At 61.4% G+C, this 21,207-nt stretch carries 22 protein-coding genes; 2 read left to right on the forward strand and 20 right to left on the reverse strand.

The window, feature by feature from the left end; translation table 11 throughout:
* Position 1: 1 nt before the first annotated feature.
* The 13 genes from E6W33_RS22870 to E6W33_RS22930 form a co-directional block, all read right to left on the reverse strand.
* Positions 2-1,609: a carboxyl transferase domain-containing protein gene (locus E6W33_RS22870; RefSeq protein ID WP_136419678.1), complete on the reverse strand. Its 1,608-nt coding sequence runs from the start codon at positions 1,607-1,609 to the stop codon at positions 2-4.
* Positions 1,610-1,641: 32 nt separating this feature from the next.
* Complete coding sequence (locus tag E6W33_RS22875) at positions 1,642-3,336, reverse strand: AMP-binding protein (RefSeq protein ID WP_136419679.1); 1,695 nt, start codon at positions 3,334-3,336, stop codon at positions 1,642-1,644.
* Positions 3,337-3,349: 13 nt separating this feature from the next.
* On the reverse strand, positions 3,350-3,745 hold the full coding sequence (locus E6W33_RS22880) for a YchJ family metal-binding protein (RefSeq protein WP_136419680.1): 396 nt from the start codon (positions 3,743-3,745) through the stop codon (positions 3,350-3,352).
* Between the two features lie 147 nt (positions 3,746-3,892).
* Complete coding sequence (locus E6W33_RS22885; RefSeq protein ID WP_136419681.1) at positions 3,893-4,300, reverse strand: rhodanese-like domain-containing protein; 408 nt, start codon at positions 4,298-4,300, stop codon at positions 3,893-3,895.
* A gap of 16 nt (positions 4,301-4,316) precedes the next feature.
* Positions 4,317-4,922 (reverse strand): 2-hydroxychromene-2-carboxylate isomerase, encoded by a 606-nt coding sequence (locus E6W33_RS22890; RefSeq protein WP_136419682.1) that lies wholly within the window; start codon positions 4,920-4,922, stop codon positions 4,317-4,319.
* Positions 4,923-4,937: 15 nt separating this feature from the next.
* Positions 4,938-6,068, reverse strand: coding sequence for an acyl-CoA dehydrogenase family protein (locus E6W33_RS22895; protein WP_136419683.1), 1,131 nt, complete (start codon positions 6,066-6,068; stop codon positions 4,938-4,940).
* 49 nt (positions 6,069-6,117) lie between these two features.
* Positions 6,118-6,786 (reverse strand): SDR family oxidoreductase, encoded by a 669-nt coding sequence (locus tag E6W33_RS22900; RefSeq protein WP_136419684.1) that lies wholly within the window; start codon positions 6,784-6,786, stop codon positions 6,118-6,120.
* A gap of 99 nt (positions 6,787-6,885) precedes the next feature.
* Positions 6,886-8,067 (reverse strand): acetyl-CoA C-acetyltransferase, encoded by a 1,182-nt coding sequence (locus E6W33_RS22905; RefSeq protein ID WP_136419751.1) that lies wholly within the window; start codon positions 8,065-8,067, stop codon positions 6,886-6,888.
* Between the two features lie 23 nt (positions 8,068-8,090).
* Positions 8,091-9,884: a bifunctional isocitrate dehydrogenase kinase/phosphatase gene (gene aceK, locus E6W33_RS22910; protein WP_136419685.1), complete on the reverse strand. Its 1,794-nt coding sequence runs from the start codon at positions 9,882-9,884 to the stop codon at positions 8,091-8,093.
* Between the two features lie 207 nt (positions 9,885-10,091).
* Positions 10,092-10,523, reverse strand: coding sequence for a thioesterase family protein (locus E6W33_RS22915; protein ID WP_136419686.1), 432 nt, complete (start codon positions 10,521-10,523; stop codon positions 10,092-10,094).
* An 11-nt stretch (positions 10,524-10,534) separates the two neighbouring features.
* On the reverse strand, positions 10,535-10,987 hold the full coding sequence (locus tag E6W33_RS22920) for a PaaI family thioesterase (protein ID WP_136419687.1): 453 nt from the start codon (positions 10,985-10,987) through the stop codon (positions 10,535-10,537).
* Positions 10,988-11,046: 59 nt separating this feature from the next.
* A complete protein-coding gene (locus E6W33_RS22925) occupies positions 11,047-12,231 on the reverse strand; it encodes an isovaleryl-CoA dehydrogenase (RefSeq protein WP_136419688.1) in 1,185 nt (394 codons plus the stop codon).
* A 120-nt stretch (positions 12,232-12,351) separates the two neighbouring features.
* Positions 12,352-12,795: a MerR family DNA-binding transcriptional regulator gene (locus tag E6W33_RS22930; RefSeq protein ID WP_136419689.1), complete on the reverse strand. Its 444-nt coding sequence runs from the start codon at positions 12,793-12,795 to the stop codon at positions 12,352-12,354.
* A gap of 151 nt (positions 12,796-12,946) precedes the next feature.
* On the opposite strand from E6W33_RS22930, the gene E6W33_RS22935 reads away from it, so the two are divergent.
* Together E6W33_RS22935 and E6W33_RS22940 are read left to right on the forward strand one after the other, a co-directional pair.
* Entirely contained in the window at positions 12,947-13,990 is a 1,044-nt protein-coding gene (locus E6W33_RS22935) for an MBL fold metallo-hydrolase (RefSeq protein WP_136419690.1), read from the forward strand.
* Positions 13,991-14,223: 233 nt separating this feature from the next.
* The gene (locus E6W33_RS22940) at positions 14,224-14,628 is read left to right on the forward strand and encodes a hypothetical protein (protein ID WP_136419691.1); all 405 of its coding nucleotides are present in this window, start codon (positions 14,224-14,226) and stop codon (positions 14,626-14,628) included.
* A gap of 4 nt (positions 14,629-14,632) precedes the next feature.
* On the opposite strand, the gene E6W33_RS22945 is transcribed toward E6W33_RS22940, so the two are convergent.
* The 7 genes from E6W33_RS22945 to E6W33_RS22975 form a co-directional block, all read right to left on the reverse strand.
* Positions 14,633-15,409: a helical backbone metal receptor gene (locus E6W33_RS22945; protein ID WP_247869752.1), complete on the reverse strand. Its 777-nt coding sequence runs from the start codon at positions 15,407-15,409 to the stop codon at positions 14,633-14,635.
* A 17-nt stretch (positions 15,410-15,426) separates the two neighbouring features.
* On the reverse strand, positions 15,427-16,203 hold the full coding sequence (locus E6W33_RS22950) for an SDR family oxidoreductase (RefSeq protein WP_136419693.1): 777 nt from the start codon (positions 16,201-16,203) through the stop codon (positions 15,427-15,429).
* Between the two features lie 113 nt (positions 16,204-16,316).
* The gene (locus E6W33_RS22955) at positions 16,317-17,024 is read right to left on the reverse strand and encodes a thiol:disulfide interchange protein DsbA/DsbL (protein WP_136419694.1); all 708 of its coding nucleotides are present in this window, start codon (positions 17,022-17,024) and stop codon (positions 16,317-16,319) included.
* Between the two features lie 27 nt (positions 17,025-17,051).
* The gene (locus tag E6W33_RS22960; RefSeq protein WP_136419695.1) at positions 17,052-17,687 is read right to left on the reverse strand and encodes an SPOR domain-containing protein; all 636 of its coding nucleotides are present in this window, start codon (positions 17,685-17,687) and stop codon (positions 17,052-17,054) included.
* Positions 17,688-17,707: 20 nt separating this feature from the next.
* On the reverse strand, positions 17,708-19,435 hold the full coding sequence (argS, locus tag E6W33_RS22965) for an arginine--tRNA ligase (RefSeq protein ID WP_136419752.1): 1,728 nt from the start codon (positions 19,433-19,435) through the stop codon (positions 17,708-17,710).
* 84 nt (positions 19,436-19,519) lie between these two features.
* The gene (locus E6W33_RS22970) at positions 19,520-19,918 is read right to left on the reverse strand and encodes a gamma-glutamylcyclotransferase family protein (RefSeq protein ID WP_136419696.1); all 399 of its coding nucleotides are present in this window, start codon (positions 19,916-19,918) and stop codon (positions 19,520-19,522) included.
* A 1-nt stretch (position 19,919) separates the two neighbouring features.
* Positions 19,920-21,164 carry a diguanylate cyclase gene (locus tag E6W33_RS22975; protein ID WP_136419697.1) on the reverse strand — a complete coding sequence of 415 codons (1,245 nt, stop codon included), beginning with the start codon at positions 21,162-21,164 and terminating at the stop codon, positions 19,920-19,922.
* Positions 21,165-21,207: the final 43 nt, after the last annotated feature.

Here is a 21,207-nt window from a genome sequence, read left to right on the forward strand (position 1 = left end):
ATTACATCCTGAATACGCCGAACTTCGTCTCCGGAATCGGCGCGTTCAGCGATGCGCTCAATCCCAGCCCCAGCACCATGCGCGTATCCGCCGGATCGATCACGCCGTCGTCCCACAGACGCGCGGAGGCGTAGTACGGATGGCCCTGATGTTCATACTGCTCGCGGATCGGCGCCTTGAATGCCTCTTCCTCCTGCGCCGACCAGGTGCCGCCCTTGCCTTCGATGCCGTCGCGCTTGACGGTGGCGAGCACGCTCGCTGCCTGTTCGCCACCCATCACGGAAATGCGCGCATTCGGCCACATCCACAGCATGCGCGGGGAAAAGCCGCGTCCGCACATGCCGTAGTTGCCGGCGCCGAAGCTGCCGCCGATGATCACGGTGAATTTCGGCACCGAAGCGGTCGAGACGGCGGTCACCATCTTCGCGCCGTTGCGCGCGATGCCTTCGTTTTCATATTTGCGACCGACCATGAAGCCAGTGATGTTCTGCAGGAACACCAGCGGAATCTTGCGCTGGCAGCACAGCTCGATGAAGTGCGTACCCTTCAATGCCGATTCGGAAAACAGGATGCCGTTGTTGGCGATGATGCCGACCGGCATGCCGAAGATGTGCGCGAAGCCGCACACCAGCGTGGTGCCGTAGCGCGCCTTGAACTCATCGAATTCGCTGCCGTCGACGATGCGCGCAATGACTTCGCGCACGTCGAAGGGCTTGCGCGTGTCGGTCGGGATCACGCCGTACAATTCGCGCGCGTCGTACTTCGGCGCGACCGGTTCGCGCAGCACCATCTGCTGCGGCTTCTTGCGGTTGAGGTTGGAGACGATGCTGCGCGCCAGCGCGAGCGCATGCATATCGTTCTGCGCCAGATGGTCGACCACGCCGGACAGGCGCGTGTGCACGTCGCCACCGCCGAGGTCTTCCGCGCTCACCACTTCGCCGGTCGCGGCCTTTACCAGCGGCGGGCCGCCGAGGAAAATCGTGCCCTGCTCCTTCACGATGATCGACTCGTCGCTCATCGCCGGCACATACGCGCCGCCTGCGGTGCAGGAGCCCATCACCACGGCGATCTGCGGAATGCCCTTGGCCGACAGGTTGGCCTGGTTGTAGAAGATGCGGCCGAAGTGGTCGCGGTCGGGGAACACGTCATCCTGGTTCGGCAGGTTGGCGCCGCCGGAGTCGACCAGGTAAATGCACGGCAGATTGTTCTGGTCGGCGATTTCCTGCGCGCGCAGATGCTTCTTCACCGTGATCGGATAATAGGTGCCGCCCTTGACGGTGGCGTCATTGCAGACGATCACGCATTCCTGCCCGGCCACGCGCCCGATGCCGGTGATGATGCCGGCCGAAGGCGCCGCATTGTGATACATGTCGTAGGCGGCGAGCTGCGAGAATTCCAGGAAGGGCGTGCCCGGATCGAGCAGCATCTGCACGCGGTCGCGCGGCAGCAGCTTGCCGCGCGAAGTATGCTTCTTGCGTGCCTCGTCGCCGCCGCCCAGCGCGATCTTTGCGACCTTCTCCTTCAGGTCGTCGACCAGCGCTTGCATCGCCGCAGAATTGTCCTTGAACTCTTCGCTGCGCGGATTGAGTTTGCTTTCTAAATGCGACATTTCAACATCCTTTGTTGTAATTTTCCGCGCGTTTACGCGGTCTTTTCTTCATCCAGCTGCAGCTCTTGCTTCATCAGTTCGCGCATCTTGAATTTCTGCACCTTGCCGGTGATAGTCATCGGGAAGGCTTCGACGAAGCGGATGTAGCGCGGCACCTTGTAATGCGCGATCTGGCCGCGGCAGAATTCACGAATGCTCTCTTCATTCACGGTCGCACCGGCGCGCGGAATGATCCACGCGCACAATTCCTCGCCGTACTTCTTGTCGGGCACGCCGACCACCTGCACATCCTGCACGCCGGGATGGCGATACAGGAATTCCTCGATCTCGCGCGGGTAAATGTTCTCGCCGCCGCGAATGACCATGTCCTTGATGCGGCCCGAAATATTGACGTAGCCTTCCGCATCCATCACCGCGAGGTCGCCGGTGTGCATCCAGCCTTCGGCATCAATGGCTTCGGCGGTCTTCTCGGGATCGCCCCAGTAGCCGTGCATCACCGAATAGCCGCGCGTGCACAGCTCGCCGGAGGTGCCGACAGGCACGGTCTTGCCGGTGTCGGGATCGACGATTTTCACTTCCAGGTGCGGCTGCGTCTTGCCGACCGTGGACACGCGCTTTTCGAGCGGCGTATCGGTCGTACTCTGGCAACTGACCGGGCTTGTTTCGGTCATGCCGTAGGCGATCGTGACTTCGCTCAAATGCATGTCGCTGACCACGCGTTTCATCACTTCGATCGGGCAAGGCGAGCCGGCCATGATGCCGGTGCGCAGCGTTGACAGGTCGAATTCCTTGAAACGGGGATGATCGAGTTCCGCGATGAACATGGTCGGCACGCCGTGCAGGCCGGTGCAACGTTCCTGCTGTACCGCCTGCAGGACCAGCAGCGGATCGAAAGCGTCGTTCGGATAGACGATGGTGGCGCCATGCGTCAGGCAGGCCAGATTGCCAAGCACCATGCCGAAGCAATGGTAGAGCGGGACGGGAATGCACAAGCGGTCGGCCGGCGTGAGGCGCATCGCCTCGCCGATGAAGAAGCCGTTGTTCAGCACATTGCGATGAGTCAGCGTCGCGCCCTTGGGAAAGCCGGTGGTGCCGCTGGTGAACTGGATGTTGATCGGGTCGGTGTTCTTCAATCCCGCACCGATCTGCGCAAGACGAGGATCGGCGGGATCGCCTGTCGCCATCAGGTCGGAAAAACGCATCATGCCAGGCACCTGTTCTTCGCCGAGCTGTATCACCGTTTTCAAGGACGGCGCGCGCGCCGCGCTCAAGCTGCCCGGCGTGGCGTCAACGATTTCCGGCGCAACGGCACGGATCATCTCGAGGTAATCGCTGGTCTTGAAGGCAGTCATCGTGATCAAGGCCTTGCAGCCAACCTTGTTCAGCGCGTATTCGAGCTCGGCGATCCGGTAGGCCGGATTGATGTTGACCAGAATGATGCCGGCTTTCGCTGTCGCAATCTGCGTCATCAGCCATTGGGCATTGTTGTGCGACCAGATGCCGACACGGTCGCCCGGCTGCAGGCCCAGGCCGAGCAGCGCGCTGGCCAGGCGGTTGGACTCCTGCTGCAGCTCGCGATAGGTATAGCGTAGCTGCTGATGGCAGGACACCAGTGCTTCGTTCTCGGGAAAACGGCTGACCGTGGCATCGAAGAAATCGCCGATCGTCTGTTCGATCAACGGCGACTCCTGACTGCCCCGGTCGTAGCTTGTAACCAACTGCGCCATTTACTCTCTCCAGTCATTTTGTTGTAGAAAAACTGCCATCGACGTAATACCACCGGCCTTCTGCGCGCACGAAGCGACTGGTTTCGTGCAAGCGGTGCGCGCGGCCGCCGATCTTGTAGCGCGCCACAAATTCGACCGTTGCGGTATCACCTTCCGGAACATGCTTGCGCACTTCCAGGCCCAGCCATTTCATATCCTCGTCCTGCGCCACCGCCTCGGCCGGCCGCGTGCTTGCATGCCAGGTCGATTTCACATAATCCTCGTTGTGCAAGGTATAGGCGGTGTAACGCGAACGCATCAGCTGCTCGGCGGTTTGCGGGATTTCACCGCCGTCGATGAAACGCCCGCAGCACTGCTCATAGTGGTTTCCGCCGCAGGGGCATGGTGTCGGCTTGGTGGTACGTGTCATAACTTCTCAGGTAAATGCCTGTCCACGGAAATCACGGAAAGAAAACCAATGACATTCCCAGATGAGGGATGTTTGAGAAGCCACGACCGGTCGCATGAGTCCTTGAACTTTTCCGTGTTTTCCGTGATTTCCGTGGACAAGCAAGAATCAATGTTTGCCCTTGCTCTCTTTCACGCCCACCGGCGCGCCCGCGGCCTTCCATGCGCCGAAGCCGCCTTCGATGTGCGCGACGTTTTCCAGTCCCATGTCCTGCACGGTCTTGGTGGTGAGCGCGCTGCGCCAGCCGGCGGCGCAGAAGAAGACGAATTCCTTCTTTTCGCCGAACACCGGCTTGAAGTACGGCGAATCGGGGTCAACCCAGAATTCGATCATGCCGCGCGGCGCGGAAAAGGCGCCGGGGACGATACCGTCGCGCTCCAGCTCGCGCACGTCCCGCACGTCGACGAACTGTACCTGCGGATCGCCGAACTTGGCCCTGGCCTGTTCCACGCTGTAGGTCTTCACCTGCGCCATCGCCTCATCGACGAGCGCCTTGTATCCTTTTTTCATTGGCATGATGTCTCCTCCGGTTTCAGATCTTTCCGTACTTTAAAAATGCCTCAAGCTGGTCGAAGCGGTCAAAGCCCCAGAACGGTTCGCCGTCGACAATCACAAAGGGCGAGCCGAATACGCCGCGCGCCATCGCCGCGTCGACGTCGGCTTTCAACTGCTCCTTGACGGGCGCACTGTTGGCGCCGTCGATCACCGCCGCCGCATCCAGTCCCGTCTTGCCGGCGATCTCTGCAATGGCATCGGTATCGGCGATATTGCTGCCGTCAACGAAATAGGCGTGGTACACCGCCTGCGCGAACTCGACCGCTTTGCGCTCGCCATGTGCCTGCCGCACCCACAGCATGGCGCGCGCCGCCAGCTGCGTCGCCAGTGGAAATGCGGGCGGGCGTTGATACGAAATGCCGTGAAAACGTGCACAGCGCTCGAAATCGCGAAACGCGTACTCGCCCTTCAAAGGCACCATCGGCAGCGGCACGCCGCCGGTCGTCTTGAACACCGCGCCCAGCAGCAACGGATGCCAGTTCACCTTGCGATCGTATCTTGCCGCGAGATGTTCGATGCGCGTCGATGCGAAGTAGCCGTATGGCGAGGAAAAGTCGAAGTAGAAATCGATTGCGGTCGTCATGGCGTCCTCTCCGTATCAGGCCAGCGCGCGGCCGATCAGGATCTTCTGGATGTCGCTGGTGCCCTCGTAGATCTGGCACACGCGCACGTCGCGATAAATCCGCTCGACCGGAAAATCGCTGACATAGCCGTAGCCGCCATGGATCTGAATCGCATCGGAACAGACACGCTCGGCCATTTCGCTGGCGAACAGCTTGGCCATTGCCGCTTCCTTGAGGCAGGCGCGCCCTGCGTCCTTGAGGCTGGCCGCATGCCAGATCAACTGGCGCGCCGCTTCGATCTGCGTGGCCATGTCGGACAGCTTGAACTGCACCGCCTGGTGCTCGAACAGCGGCTTGCCGAAGCTGGTGCGCTCCTTGGAGTAGGCAAGCGCGGCATCGAACGCGGCGCGCGCCATGCCCACCGATTGCGAGGCGATGCCGATGCGCCCGCCTTCCAGCCCGGACAAGGCAATCTTGTAGCCCTGCCCTTCGTCGCCGATCAGGTTTTGCGCGGGAATGCGGCAGTTATCGAACAGGATCTGTGCCGTGTCGGACGAGTGCTGTCCGAGCTTCTCTTCCAGGCGCGCCACGACGTAACCGGGTGTATTGGTCGGCACCCAGAATGCGCTGATGCCGCGCTTGCCGGCCGCCTTGTCCGTCACCGCCATCACGATCGCGACATCGGCATACTTGCCGCTGGTGATGAACTGCTTCACGCCGTTCAACACGTAATGGTCGCCATCTCTGGTCGCAGTAGTGCGCAAGGCGGCGGCGTCGCTGCCCACATGTGGCTCGGTCAGGCAGAACGCGCCCAGCATCTCGCCGCGCGCCAGCGGCTTCAGCCATTGCTCCTTCTGCGCGTCGTTGGCATACATCATGGCGATGCTGCACACCGGGCAGTTGTTGACCGAGATGATGGTCGAGGTGCCGCCGTCGCCGGCTGCAATTTCTTCCAGTACCAGCGCCAGCGAGAGGTAATCGAGCCCCGCGCCGCCGAGTTCTTCCGGCACGGCGACGCCGAAGGCTCCGAGCGCCGCCAGCCCCTGCAGCTCGTCCTTCGGAAAATGATGTTCCTTGTCCCAGCGTGCGGCATTCGGCGCGAGGCGTTCCTGCGCAAAGCTGCGCAGCGCGTCGCGGATCATTTCGTGTTGTTCTGACAGAACCATCTTGTTTTCTTTTCCCTGTTGGCGATGCGCCGCGCGCACCGATCGATGTTTACCAGTCGAGCATCTTCCCGCTGCGACTGCGATACGCCCCTGTGTCGCCGGGCGTCAGCGATGCAATCACCTGCAGCAATCCGCGCACGCTTTCTTCCGCCGTGATCGCCGCGCCCGGCCCGCCCATGTCAGTCTTCACCCAGCCCGGATCGAGCGCGACGAAAGTCGCCTTCGGGTAGTCGAAGGATGCGCTCTTGACGACCATGTTCAAGGCCGACTTCGATACGCGGTACAGCCAGCCGTAACTCGACTCCGTGCCGCTCACGCTGCCCATGCCGCTGCTGAGGAAACCGAACTTGCCGCCCGCGGCTTCCACCATCGGCGCCACCAGCGGTATCGCCTGCATCGCGCCGAGCACGTTGGTGCGCATCACATGGTCGAAATCCTGCTGCGTCGGTGCTGACTTCGCGTCATCACGCGGCCCGAACACGCCGGCGACATACACGGCAAGATCGAGTTTCACGCCGTCGAGCTGCCAGCCGAGTGCGGCCAGCGAGTCAGGGTTGGCGACGTCGAGCTTGACGGCCTCGGCGCCGTCCGAACGCAATGCCGCCAGCGCCGCGTCGTCGCGCGCGGTGGCGAATACCTTCCAGCGGTCAGTCAGCAGCTGGCGGACAAATTCGTGACCGATGCCGCGAGAGGCACCGATAATGAGTGCGGTAGGCATGACGAGATCCGGGACGGAAAGTCGAAAAAGTCTGATACGGGTTCCCTCCCCCCTGCATGGAGGAGGGAACCGGACGGTGGATTGCTCAATGACGCTTGCTTACATCAGCTCGATCGCCATCGCCGTTCCTTCACCGCCGCCGATGCACAGCGAAGCGACACCCAGCTTGCCGCCGGTCTTCTTCAGCGCGCCGATCAGCGTGACAATGATGCGAGCGCCGGAGGCACCGATCGGGTGGCCGAGTGCGCAGGCACCGCCGTGGATATTGATCTTCTCGTGCGCGATGCCGTGATCGCGCATCGCTGCCATCGGCACGACCGCGAACGCTTCATTGATCTCGAACAGATCGACATCCTTGGTGGTCAGGTTCAGCTTCTTGTACAGCTTGTCGATGGCGCCGACCGGTGCGGTGGTGAACCAGTTCGGTTCCTGCGAATGCGTGGCATGGCCAAGCACGCGGGCGATCGGCTTGCAGCCGAGCTTCTTCGCGGTCGATTCGCGCATCAGCACCAGCGCGGCGGCACCGTCGTTGATGGAGGACGAAGACGCAGCCGTGATCGTGCCATCCTTCTTGAAGGCCGGCTTGAGCGAGGGAATCTTGTCGAGCTTGGCCTTCAGCGGACCTTCGTCCTTGTCGACCACCACGTCGCCGCCCTTGCCCGCCACCGTGACCGGCGCGATTTCCCATTTGAAGGAGCCGTCGGCGGTCGCCGCCTGCGCGCGCTTGACGGATTCGATCGCGAACGCATCCTGCGCTTCGCGGGTGAACTCGTATTTGGCTGCGCATTCCTCGCCGAAGGTGCCCATGGAGCGGCCCTTCTCGTAGGCGTCTTCCAGACCATCGAGCATCATGTGGTCGTACATCATGGCGTGGCCGATGCGATAGCCGCTGCGTCCCTTCGGAATCAGGTAAGGCGCGCCGGTCATCGATTCCATGCCGCCGGCGACGACGATTTCATTGGAGCCGGCGAGGATGGAGTCGAAGCCGATCATGGCGGCCTTCATCGCGGAGCCGCACATCTTCGACATGGTGACCGCGCCGGTGGAAACCGGAATGCCGGCCTTGATCGCCGCCTGGCGTGCCGGTGCCTGGCCCTGACCCGCCATCAGGCAGTTGCCGAACAGGACTTCGCTCACCAGTTTCGGTTCCAGCCCGGCGCGCTCGACCGCTGCGCGAATTGCCACCGCGCCCAGATCGGAAGCCGACAATGCCGCGAAATCTCCCAGGAATGCGCCCATCGGGGTGCGTGCGGCGCCAACAATAACAATAGGATCGTTCATCATTTTCTCCAAAGGTCTGCGAACTAGGCAGCTTGCGCCGCCGGGGGTAAGGATTTGTAGCTGAAACGCAATTCCTGCGGATACGGGAACACATCTTCGACGATGCCTTCGAGCAGGCGCTGCTTCGCGTTCTGCCAGTACTGCGGCGTGAGCAGGTCGGCGTGGTGCTTCAGGAAGTACTTCCGCACTTCCGGATTGCCGAGCAGGAAGGTCTCGAACTGTTCCGGGAACACGTCGTTCTTCGCGACCGGATACCAGGGCTCGCTCGACATCTCATCTTCCTCGTTGCGGGCCACGGGGATCGTCCGGAAGTTGCAGTCGGTGATGTATTCGATTTCATCATAGTCGTAAAACACCACGCGTCCATGACGGGTCACACCAAAGTTCTTGTACAGCATATCGCCCGGAAAGATGTTGACGCCGACCATATCCTTGATGGCGTTGCCGTACTCGACCACGCCGTGTTCGACCGCCGCATGGTCACCGCGCTTTTCCGCTTCCGACAGCCAGATGTTGAGCGGCGTCATGCGGCGTTCGATGTACAAATGCTTGATGATGATCTCCTCGCCCTCTTCCTCGACGATGGAGGGCGCGACCTCCTTCAGTTCGGCCAGCAGTTCCATCGAGAAGCGCGAGCGCGGAAAGGCGACGTTCGAATATTCCAGCGTATCGGCCATGCGACCGACACGGTCATGGTATTTCACCAGCAGGTATTTTTCCTTGACCTGCGCACGGGTTGTTTCCTTCGGCGGCGGGAAATGATCCTTGATGACCTTGAACACGTACGGAAAGGACGGCAGCGCGAACACCACCATCACCAGGCCGCGAATGCCGGGCGCGGCCTCGAAGCAGTCAGAAGAATGATGCAGGTGATGCAGGAAGTCGCGGTAGAACGCATTCTTGCCCAGCTTCTGCAGGCCGAGGATGGTGTAGATCTCGCTGCGCGGCTTGTACGGCATCAGCGTGCGCAGGAACTGCACATAGGCCGAGGGCACCTCCATGTCGACCATGAAGTAGGCGCGGGTGAACGAGAACAGCACCGTGATCAGGGTCGGGTCGAAGATCACCGTGTCCAGCACCATTTCGCGCTTGCGGTTGTACAGGATGGGCACGACGAAGGGATAGATGCGATTGCCGTTGATGCCCTTGCCGACGATGTAGGCGCCCTTGTTGCGATAGAACAAGCTCGACAGCACCTGGATCTGATGGTTCGGCTCCAGCAGGTCGGAACCGAACAGCGCGCGCATGCGCGACTCGACAAAGCCGACGTCGCGGTCGAGATCGGCGAAAGGTGCCGCGAGCTGGAAGTTGGTGACGATGCGCTTCAGGGTGTAGTGCAAGCCATCCGTTGCGGGATAGTAGACGCGGTAGGTCGGCAAGCCCTCTTCCGGCTCGATGTACTCGGTCGAGACGGCCGGCCGCACGAAGATGAAGTCGTTATGGAAATAGGCGCGGTGCAGGATGTTGCAGCACACGGAATTGAAAAAGGTTTCCGCCAGTTCCGGCTGCTTGTGGTTGATCAGCAGGCCGATGTAGTGGAGTTTCACTTCGCGCCAGACGTCGTCGCTGATTTCCTCCTGGTCGTATTCATCCTCCAGGGTCTGCACGCATTCGTGCACGCGATGATCGTAAAAGGCGATGCGTTCGCGTGCCTTGAGCTGCGCGGTTTTCCAGTCGCAGGTTTCGAAGTAGCGCTTGGCATCCTGGCTGGCGGCACGGAACAGGCGATAGTGCTTGTCGAAGCCGTCCAGGATCGTGCGCGCAATATCGAACGCGATCTGCGAGGAGAGGAGTTTGGGAAAGGCGGTCAATGGCATCGTGATAGCTCGAAATGTTTAATCCAAGCCTCCAGTGTAGCCAAATCCATGCGCCCGCCGCCGCAAACCGCACTCCGCAGCATGACGCCGGACAGCGCATTTGGCGCGCGGCGGTGTCGGAGTATCGAGGTGAGCGGGGTGTCCATGATGGATATTACTTCGCCATGTCAAAAAATCACTACCGTAAGACTACGAGTTGCCATGTCTTCAACTTTCGGCGCTGTTTGCGTCGCCGAGCAACACTTGAGCGGCATCAAGTACCGATTGCGGAAATTCGGTGGTCTTGCGCGTATCCGTATCGAGGAACGCACCGACCAGTTCGGTGGTCGCCACTTCCTGTCCCGTTTCGCTGTTGAACATGCGATGCAGGAAGCGCACGGTCTTGCGCTTGATTTCCAGCAGTTCGCTGGTCACGTGCAGCAGCGAACCGGCATGCACTTCCAGCTTGTATTGCGTGCGCTGGTCGAGCGCGACCATGCCGCGCCTGTTCTCTTTCAGGAAGCCGGGCGTGAGCCCGATGCGCGCGAAGAAGTGCCAGGTCGCCTCGTCAAAACGCGCGGTGTAGAACTGCACGTTCATGTGCCCCACATGGTCCATCGACCAGGGATAGACGAAGCCGCGATATGTCTCGATCTGCATGGCCGCTTCCTTTACATGCCGGTTGAGTCGCCCTGCTCGCGCGGCAGCACCGCCATGGTGGCGGTCAGCTTGCTGATGAGCGTCTTCTTGTCTCCTGCCATGGCGAAGACTTCGGATTCGACCACGTGGAACGCCTTGCCGGGCTTGAGCACGTGCGCGCAGCATCGCAGTTCTTCGCCCTTGCCGGGACGCAGCAGGTGCAGCTTGAACTCCAGCGTCAGGATGTACTCATGGGCGGGCGTGACCGACATGGCCGCGCCGCCGGCGGTATGGTCTGCAAGGGTCGCCTGGACACCGGCGTGGATGACGCCGGTGTGCTGCAGATGACGCGGATGGATGCGCAAGGATGATTCGCACCAGCCGGGGCCGAAATCGACAAGCTTGATGCCGAGATCGGTGAGAAAGGCGGCTTCACGGAAACCGTCTTCCACAACCTGACGATAATTGGGATCGGGCGCTCGCATTGACTGGTCTCCTCCGCGCTACGAGCACCTCGCAGGAGGAGCTCTGCGGCGGCCTGTTTTTATTTTGTCTCTGCAAACAATTCGCGGCCGATCAGCATGCGGCGGATTTCGCTGGTGCCGGCGCCGATTTCGTACAGCTTGGCATCGCGCCACAGACGGCCGGTCGGGTTTTCATTGATGTAGCCGTTGCCACCCAGCGTCTGGATCGCTTCGCCCGCCATCCAGGTCGCCTTTTCGGCGGAGTACAGGATCGCGCCGGCAGCATCCTTGCGCAGCGCGCGTACCAGTTCCGGACTCTTGGCGCGGTCGCAAGCCTGACCGACAGCGTAGACGTAAGCCTTGCATGCCATCATGGTCGAATACATGTCGGCAACCTTGCCTTGCATCAGCTGGAATTCGCCGATCGGCTGGCCGAACTGCTTGCGCTCGTGGATGTAGGGCACGACAACATCCATGCACGCCTGCATGATGCCCAGCGGACCGCCGGACAGCACGGTGCGCTCGAAATCAAGGCCGGACATCAGCACGTTGACGCCCTTGCCCAGACCGCCCAGCACGTTTTCCGCCGGCACTTCGCAATCCTGGAACACCAGTTCGCCGGTGTGCGAGCCGCGCATGCCGAGCTTGTCGAGCTTCTGTGCGACGGAGAAACCCTTGTAGCCCTTCTCGACCAGGAAGGCGGTCATGCCGCGCGGCCCGGCTTCGATGTCGTTCTTCGCGTACACCACCATCACGTCGGCATCCGGGCCATTGGTGATCCACATCTTGGAGCCGTTGAGCACCCAGCGGTCGCCCTTCCAGTCGGCGCGCAGCTTCATGCTGACGACGTCGGAACCGGCATTCGGTTCCGACATGGCCAATGCGCCGACGTACTCGCCGGAAATCAGTTTCGGCAGATATTTCTTCTTCTGCTCTTCGGTGCCGTTGCGCTTGATCTGGTTGACGCACAGGTTGGAGTGCGCGCCGTAGGAGAGGCCGACCGAAGCGGAGGCACGCGAGATTTCTTCCATCGCGACGATGTGCGCGAGATAGCCCATGTCGGTGCCGCCGTACTCCTCGCTGACGGTGACGCCGAGCAAGCCGAGTTCGCCCATCTTTTTCCACAGGTCCATCGGGAACTGGTCGGTGCGGTCGATTTCGGCGGCACGCGGTGCGATTTCCGCCTGTGCGAATTGCTGCACGGTTTCGCGCAGCGCGGCGATGTCTTCGCCATGGTCAAAAGTCAGGCCGGGCAGGTGGATCATGTCTTCCTCTCCTTATACGTGGGATACGGTGGCATATCGCCAATCTTGCAGGATCATACCGCCAATTGACGTTTACGTAAACGTAAAGCAGGTACGGTGAAAATACGGTATTGCGCCGAATCAGGCAGCATCTTTCAGACGGCGCGCGGCGGATTTTTTCTCCGCCAGCGCCGCTTTCGCGCCTTTGTCGCCCGCGAGCAGACGACGGCATTCCTCCTCGTGCGCCGCGATTTCCGCCAGCGTCACCTCCAGGTCTTCGCGCTGGCGCTCCAGCGTTTCGCGATGCTGCGCCAGCACGGTCAGAAAGCGCTTCAGTTGCGCCGTCGTGTCCTTGGGCGATTCATACATGTCGACCAGCGCCTTGATCTCCAGCAGGCTCAGGCCGAGCCGCTTGCCGCGCAAGGTCAGCTTCAGGCGGGTACGCTCGCGCGGACTGTACACGCGGGTGCGGCCGCCCGCGCCTTCACGCTTGGGGCTGAGCAGGCCCTGGTCTTCGTAGAAGCGGATCGCGCGCGGCGTGATGTCGAACTCACGGGCCAGTTCGGTAATGGTGTAGGTCGGCATGGAGGGCGTCTGCAGCAAAGAGAGTTTGTGTTTACAATCGTCGGAACCGATTGCAGTTTACGTTAACGTCAATCAGTCGTGCCATTGTAGGCGCGCTGGCGGCAAATGTGAACATGCCAGATTGACAATTTGCATACCGAAAGCCTCATTGATGAATCACCTCGAATCGCAGCTCAGTTATCCTCTTGGCAATGCACTCCCGGCACCGGGCACCGTTCAGGAAGTCGCCCCCGGCGTTTTGTGGCTGCGCATGGGACTGCCGTTTGCGCTCGACCACATCAATCTGTGGCTGGTCCGGGATGATGCCGGCTGGACGGTTGTCGATTGCGGCATTGCCACCGAAGCAACGCGCACGTCCTGGGAAACGATCTTTGCGTCGCATCTGGACGGCTTGCCGATCGTGCGCGTGATCGCCACGCATTGCCATCCGGACCATGTCGGCTTGTCCGAGTGGCTGTGCAAGCGCTGGAACGCGCCCTTGTGGATGACGACCGGCGAATACGGCTTTGCGCGCATGATGTCGGCCTCGCTGCCCGGCGCCGACGGCGTGGCGGCACTGCCGCACTTCCAGCGCCACGGCCTGACCGATCCGGAAATGATCGAGCAACTGCAAAACCGCAAGAGCTATTATCCGTCGCTGGTGCCGGCCGTGCCGGCGTCCTATCACCGCATGCAGGACAAGCAGGTATTGCGCATCGGCGATCATGCCTGGCGCGTGATCACCGGTTTCGGCCATGCACCGGAACATGCATCCCTGTATTGCGCAGACCTGAACATACTGATTTCGGGCGACATGGTCCTGCCGCGCATTTCAACCAATGTGTCGGTCTTCGCCATCGAACCGGAATCCAATCCGGTGCAGCAATATCTCGACTCGCTCGAGAAATACCACGACCTGCCGGACGACACGCTGGTGCTGCCTTCGCATGGCAAGCCGTTTCGCGGACTGCATACGCGCATCGGCCAGTTGAATGACCATCATCGCGAGCGCCTGGCGGAGGTAGTGCAGGCCTGCGCGGTGCCGCAGTCGGCAGCGGACATCGTACCCATCATGTTCAAGCGGAAACTGGACGCGCACCAACTGACCTTTGCCATGGGTGAAGCGCTCGCGCATCTGCACAAGCTCTGGTTCGACGGCATGCTGGCGCGCGAAACCGGCAGCGACGGCATCATCCGCTTCCGCCTGCGCGGCTGACAACAGACGGATCGTTCCCCCTCCCGAAGACCTGCGCCATGCACGCGGCGCAGATCTTCATCGATCTTTTCTTCCTCCGGACCGATTTTTTCCCGCACTGATATCACTCGCGCCTGTCAAACTTGACTGATTTTGTCAATTATGTGTTACCTTCACTGAACACATCTGGTCACAAGAAGTTCCTTTCATCGAGAGACTGACTGTCAATGGATGACATGGAATAGTGCGCGGTCATGAATCCATCAATTGAACGAGAAGGTTTTAGTGAACGGCTGCAGCTCGCTCTGCGCAATGCCGATTACTCTCCCGACAGCCCGACCCAACTGGCGCGGGAATTCAACATCCGCTTTGAAGGCCGCCCGATCACGGTGCATGCCGCGCGCAAGTGGTTGGTCGGCGAAGCCATTCCCACGCAGGAAAAACTGCGTGCGCTGGCCCAGTGGCTCGGGGTGCCGGCCGAATGGCTGCGTTTCGGCGGCACTGAAACCCACACCACTGTGGACGCCCCAGGAAGCCCGGCGCGCTTTGAATCGGCCGACGTCAAGCTGATCGCCGACCTGCAGCGCCTGGACGACCACCACCAGGCCATTGCGCGCGACTTCATTCGCATGCTGGTGCGCATGCAACGCCAGAAATAATCGCCTAGGAACCACCCAGGGCCCGCAGATACCGCAAGCCGGCGATCGCACGGCTGCCGTACCAGGACATCATTTCGCCGTCGAGCAGCTGGACCGGCTTGCCGATCTGCTTCTCCAGGGCATCGACATGCGCCTCGGTGAAACGATACGGCTCGCTCGACAGCAGCACGCCGTCAATCGATTGCACCAGCGCATCCGACCATTCGAAGCTCGGATAACGGGCGGTCGTACCGGGCGCATTCCAGCATTGCCAGCCGATCTCCGCCATCATGTTCGCGATATAGGTATCGCGCGAAACGGTCATCCACGGGTCTTTCCAGATGCAGTAGAGCATGGTTTGCGGCGGCTCCTTCGGCGTCGCCCGCAATGCCGCATATTCCTGCTCGAATGCCGCGCACAGGGCTTCCGCCGCCGGCTCGACGCGAAAGATGCCGCCGATCAGTCGAAACAGCGCAAGATTGTCCCGTGGCGTCAGCGGATGCGTGACGATGACATGCGGAACAAACTGCGCGAGGACATCAACCGAGGATTTCTCGTTCTCATCGATGTTCACGATCAGATGCGTCGGCGCAAGCTTGCGGATCTTGGCTATGTTGACGTCCTTGGTGCCGCCGATTTTCGGAATATTGCGCACGATGTCGGCCGGATGCACGCAGAATCCCGTGCGTCCGACCAGCCAGGGCGCGAGCCCGAGCTCGCACAGCAATTCGGTGATCGAAGGCACCAGCGACACGATGCGCGGCGTCGAGGACGGCGCAATCGGCCGATGCTCGACACCCAGCGCGTCAAGCCACCCGCTCAATTGCGCCCCTTGTGCGGCGCGTTGGCAAAGGCAAGGTCGAACAGCCAGTTCGGCAGCGCCCGCACCAGTTTCGCCGCAATGCTCATCTGCCACGGAAGCACGATCGAGCTGACGCCCGCATCGATGGCAGCAGCGGCCTTGGCGGCGAATTTATCCACCGGCATCAGGAACGGCATCCGGTACTTGTTGATTCGCGTCATCGGGGTATCGATGAAACCGGGAGCAATCGTCACTACCCGGATGCCGCTCTTCTTCATTTCCACGCGCAAGGACTCGCAATAGCTGATGACCGCCGCTTTCGACGCGCTGTAGGCCTCCACGCCCGGAAGGCCGCGCACGCCGGCGATGCTGGCAATGCCGACCAGGCGGCAGTCGCGACTGCCCGATCTGGCCTGTTCCTTCATGGCGCCGATGAACGACGAGAAGGTCGCGACCGTGGCGGTCACATTGGTGGCGAAGATCCGCTCAAACACCGGAAGGTCTTCGGCGTATTCGGTCAAGGTGCCCTGGGATATCCCGGCGTTGGCAATGACGATATCGGCACCGCCCGCTGTCCTGATGAAATGCGCCGCCGCATCGGCCAGCGCACCGTGGTCGGTGACGTCGAGCGCATACAGTTGATGGCGCTCCGGATTGGGCAGGCTGGCGGCCAGTGCTTCCAGCATGGGGCGGCGTCGCGCGGCCAGGCCGAGCGTTGCGCCTTGTGCAGCATAGTGGCGTGCAAGTGCGGCGCCAATGCCGCTGGATGCCCCGGTGATGAATACGCGCTTCATAAGTGTCTCAATTCTCCTTTGTTTTCTTTTTTGGATGCTGCCCTGGAAATAAAAAAGTCCGTCCTCTCGCGAGGACGGACCAGCAGTGTAATACGTTGCGGCTTGACTGCTCTTTATTTGCTCTTCTTCGCAGCGGCGGGCGCTGTTGCCGAACCGTTCTTTTCCTTCGCCACTTTCGCCACCAGCGCATCCATCACTTGCAGCGTCCCTTCGAACAGCACCGACTCCGGACGATTGCCCATGCTGGCGCCGACGATGGACGGCGAGGTCAGGAAGCGGCCGTCGATGGCCACCAGCGGCACGCCGTCGACCTGATAGTCTCCCTGCAGCTGCGCAGCGCGGCGGGCCTTGCTTTGCACACCGAAGGAATTGTAGACGTCGAGAAACTTTTTCTTGTCGATGCCGTTCTTGGCAACGAAATCGGCGATCGCGTTATCGGTGTCGAGACGTTGGTGCTGCACGTGGATGGCGTTGAAGACCTTGACATGCAGCTCGTCCACCTTGCCCATGGCTTCCAGCGCGTAATACAGCTTCTGCTGCGGGATCATGGAATCGCGGAAGGCAACGGGCACACGCTTGAACACGATGTTGTCGCCCTGCTTCTTCACCCACTCCTCCAAATCCGGCTCGAAGGCGTTGCAGTGCGGGCAGGAATACCAGAAGAACTCGCTGACTTCGACCTTCTTGCCGGAATCGGTCTGCTGCGGCTTGTCGAGCGTGCGATAGTCGACGCCATTCTGCGGATTGTTCGGCGCAGCGCTTGCGCCGATGGCAACCAGGCCCAGCGTCAGTGCTGCCAGTGCATGTTTAAGAAAACGCATATGCTTCCTTTTTTCTTGGTGAAATAACTATTTCGCGATGCGCACCACCGCCGCATCGACGCCGTTGTCAGACAGTTTGCCCCGGACCTTGTTCATCGCATCGAGTTGCGTGAACGGACCGACGCGGACCCGGTACAGGACGCCGTTTTCCGACTGGCGCTCGGATACCTTGGCCTCCACGCCTTGCAATGCGAGTTTGGCGCGCATGCTTTCGGCATCAGCCTGTTCGCGGAACGCGCCCGCCTGCAGGAAATAGGTCCACTTGTCTTCTGCGCCATCCGCCTTGGCCTCGGCATCCGCTTTCTTCGCCTTGTCGGACGACGCCTCGACCACCGGCGCCTTGCTGTCCAGCTTGGGATCGACCTTCACGACTTCCGCTTTCTTGTCCGGCTGCGGTGCGGCGGTGTTTTCCGGCGGCGTTTCCTTCATGAAGTCCTTTGCCGCGTCCTTCGCGGCAGCCTTGTTGCCATACAAGGGCTTGTTCGGATCGCCGATCTGGCCGGCGGTCGGCTCGGCGGTCTTCTGCCTGCCGAACTTGTCGGTGAACGGCACCGGCGTCTTGTTGATGGTGACCGCCACGCCGAGCGCGATTCCAAGACCGATGATCAAGCCGATGATGATGCCTAAAATCGTCCCGCCCTGTTGCCTGTTGTACTTGTGCATACGTCCTCAGTTACTTCATGTTACATGCGCGCCGGGGCAGATACCCCGATCAGCGCCAGCCCGTTACGCAAGACCTGACGCGTTGCATACATTAACGCAAGACGGGCCATTCTGGTGGACGCGTCGTCGACCAGCACCCGCTCGGCGTTGTAGTAGCTGTGCAGCTCGCCGGCCAGGTCGCGCAGATAGAACGCTACCTGATGCGGGCCGAGTTCGTCGAGTGCTTTCTGCAGCATTTCCGGATATTCGGCCAGCTTGGCCAGCAGGGCCGCCTCGCGCGGCGAAGTCAGCGCTGACAAATCGACACCCTTGAGCGTCGCTTCATCGCCGCCCCATTGCGCCATCACCGAGCAGATGCGCGCATGCGCGTACTGCACGTAGTACACCGGGTTTTCGTCCGATTGCGACAATGCGAGATCGACATCGAAAGTGAATTCGGTATCGGCTTTGCGCGAGATGAGGAAGAAGCGCACCGCGTCGCGTCCGCGCGTAAGGTCGCGTTCGCCGTTCTCGTCCTTTGCGTCGCCGGCCGACCATTCGATCAGGTCGCGCACCGTCACATAGGAGCCGGCGCGCTTGGAAATCTTGACTTCCTCGCCGTTCTTCATCACGGTGACCATCTTGTGCAGCACGTAGTCGGGATAGCCCTCGGGGATGCCGAGGTCGACAGCCTGCAGACCCGCGCGCACGCGCGCGATGGTGCCGTGATGGTCGCTGCCCTGCACGTTGATCACCTTGCCGTAACCGCGCTGCCACTTGGTGATGTGATAGGCGACGTCCGGCACGAAGTAGGTGTAGGAGCCGTCCGACTTCTTCATCACGCGGTCCTTGTCGTCGCCGTAATCGGTGGTGCGCAGCCACAGCGCGCCGTCCAGCTCGTAGGTCTTGCCGGCCTTGACCAGCGCATTGACCGCGGCCTCCACCCTGCCGTCGTGGTACAGCGAGGATTCGAGGTAGTAGTTGTCGAACTTGACGCCGAATGCCTGCAGATCGAGGTCCTGCTCGCGGCGCAGGTAGGCAACCGAGAACATGCGGATCGATTCGAGGTCGTTGGCGTCGCCGGTCGCGGTGACCGGCTTGCCGTCGCTGGCGGCCACGGTTTTCTTCGCCAGGAAATCGGCGGCGATGTCGGCGATGTAGTCGCCGTTGTAGGCCGATTCCGGCCAGTGTTCGTCGCCCGGCTTCAGGCCGCGTGCGCGCGCCTGCACCGAGTAGGCGAGATTGCCGATCTGGGCACCCGCGTCGTTGTAGTAGAACTCGCGCGTGACCGCATAGCCTTGCACTTCCAGCAGGGACGACAGCGCGTCGCCGAGCGCGCCCTGTCGCCCGTGACCGACGTGCAGCGGTCCGGTCGGATTGGCGGACACGAATTCCACCATCACCTTCTTGCCGGCGCCGGCCGTGCTCTTGCCGAATTGCGCGCCTTCCTTGAAGATCGCATGGACCACCGCCTGCTTGGCGGCGGTCGCGATGCGCAGATTGATGAAGCCCGGGCCGGCGATGTCGGCAGTCTCGATCAGGTCGCCCTTGTTGGCGAGGACCGATGCGACGATGGCCTGCGCGAGTTCGCGCGGGTTCTTTTTCAGCGGCTTGGCCAGTTGCATCGCGATGTTGCAGGCGATGTCGCCGTGTGCCGGATCGCGCGGGCGTTCCAGCACCACGTTCGGTTGCAGATCCGTTCCGGCGACGATGGGTGCAAGCGCGGCCTGGAACAGGTCGATAATCTGTTGTTTTTGTGAAGCGAGCATGGGATAAAAAATGATGGCATTAGTGGGTCGCCCCATGGCCATCATGTCAAATGTGAGGATGGGGAGAATTATACCGGCTCGCCCTCAATCTCCCAATTTGTCGCGGCACCAGGAACCGAGGAATCGTTCCATCTGAAATGCCGCCGGCATCCATGGTGATTCGGACAAGTTTTGCGAAAGCAAGTAAATATAAGTACAGGCGGCGAGGATTTCGCCGGATTCCAGTGTCACTTTGACTGCATCGCGCCGGTAATCTGCGCCCTCGAAAGTGTCGAGCGCATCGATATCCTGCGCGGACACATCGAAATACAGCACGCCTTGCACCGTCTCGCCGGTCCTGGGCACCATGCCGGGATAGGTTTCGCCGCTGATCGCGAAGCGCGCGTGGCCGTCGAGCCGGGCCGGGATTGAGCGGTAGGCGCCGCGCACGACGCGCGTCCAGACCTGTGGAAACATCAGCGAGCCATAGGTGAAAACATGCATGCTAGTAATCCGCTCGCACCAAGGGAACGGTCTGATTCTCTTCGTACACCGCTACCCGATTCCGTCCCTGTTCCTTCGCGCGATAGAGCGCCGCGTCGGCGGCCGCGATCAATTCCGCCGGCAGCTCGTGCGCGACCGGCAGCATGGCCGCCACGCCGAAGCTGACCGTCACGCCCGGTCCGATACGCGAGGCGGCGTGGGGAATCTGCAGGTCGACGATCGCCTGCCGCATGCGTTCCGCAATGGCAGCGGCGTCCTCGGCCGCAACCCCGGGCAGCAGCGCCGCGAACTCTTCGCCGCCGAAGCGCGCCACCAGGTCGGTGGGCCGCTTCGGCACGGAGCGCAGTGCCGCGGCGATCCGTTTCAGGCAGTCGTCGCCCGCCGGATGGCCGTAGTGATCGTTGTAATTCTTGAAGAAGTCGACGTCGGCCAGCACCACCGCGACCGGCTTCGATTCGCGCCGCGCGCGGCTCCATTCGAGATGCAGGCGGCGGTCGAACTCACGGCGGTTGGCAATTTGCGTCATCTCATCTTCGGCCGAGATCTTCGCCAGCAGTTCCACGGCGTGGCTCAGCTCGTCATTGCGCTCGATTTCGCGCATGCGCGCCAGGTAGGCGCGACGCTGATCCTGGTCCATCCTGAAATTGGCGATCAGGCTGATGGCAACGGCGGCCAGGCAGAACAGCAAGTTGTTGAACCTGACTTCCGGCGTCAGGGCGCCGAAGCGGGTCAGGGTCAGCCCGTACAGGAGCGCCATCAGCATGGAGGTGATCAGCGCACTGCGAAAGCGCAGGTTCAGCACGATGTTGCCAAACAACAGGATGAGTGTGATGCCGGTCTGGAAATGCGCCGCATTCGGATGTCTGCTGAGGCCGGCGATCCAGGGCATGCTGATGCCGGACACGATCAGGGCCGCGGAAAGCAGCATTTCGCGCGCAAACGGACGCCGCAGCTTGTACACGAACCAGGTCGTCATCAGGAGAAACGGCACGACGACCAGGAAACGTATCGCCCACGCCTGCAGATAGGCGTCCGGCACCATGGCCGGATCGGTGAGCGCGAACGCGGAATACAAGAGCACCGCCGTCAGGCCGGTCTTGTATATCCGGCGTTCGCGCATGCGATCCATCTCGGCCTGAAACGCGGCCTCGACCTTGCGCGGGAACTTGTAGCGATAGTTCCAGAAGCTGCGGTCGGCCTCGGATTGCGGCGCTGATTCGTCTTGCGTTAAAGAGTCGCGGGACATGGTTCTTTCCAGCCGTTCCGCGCGGTCGGGCCGCAACGGCGTT

This window comes from Herbaspirillum sp. ST 5-3 (assembly GCF_004804275.1).
Taxonomy (GTDB): Bacteria; Pseudomonadota; Gammaproteobacteria; order Burkholderiales; family Burkholderiaceae_D; genus Noviherbaspirillum.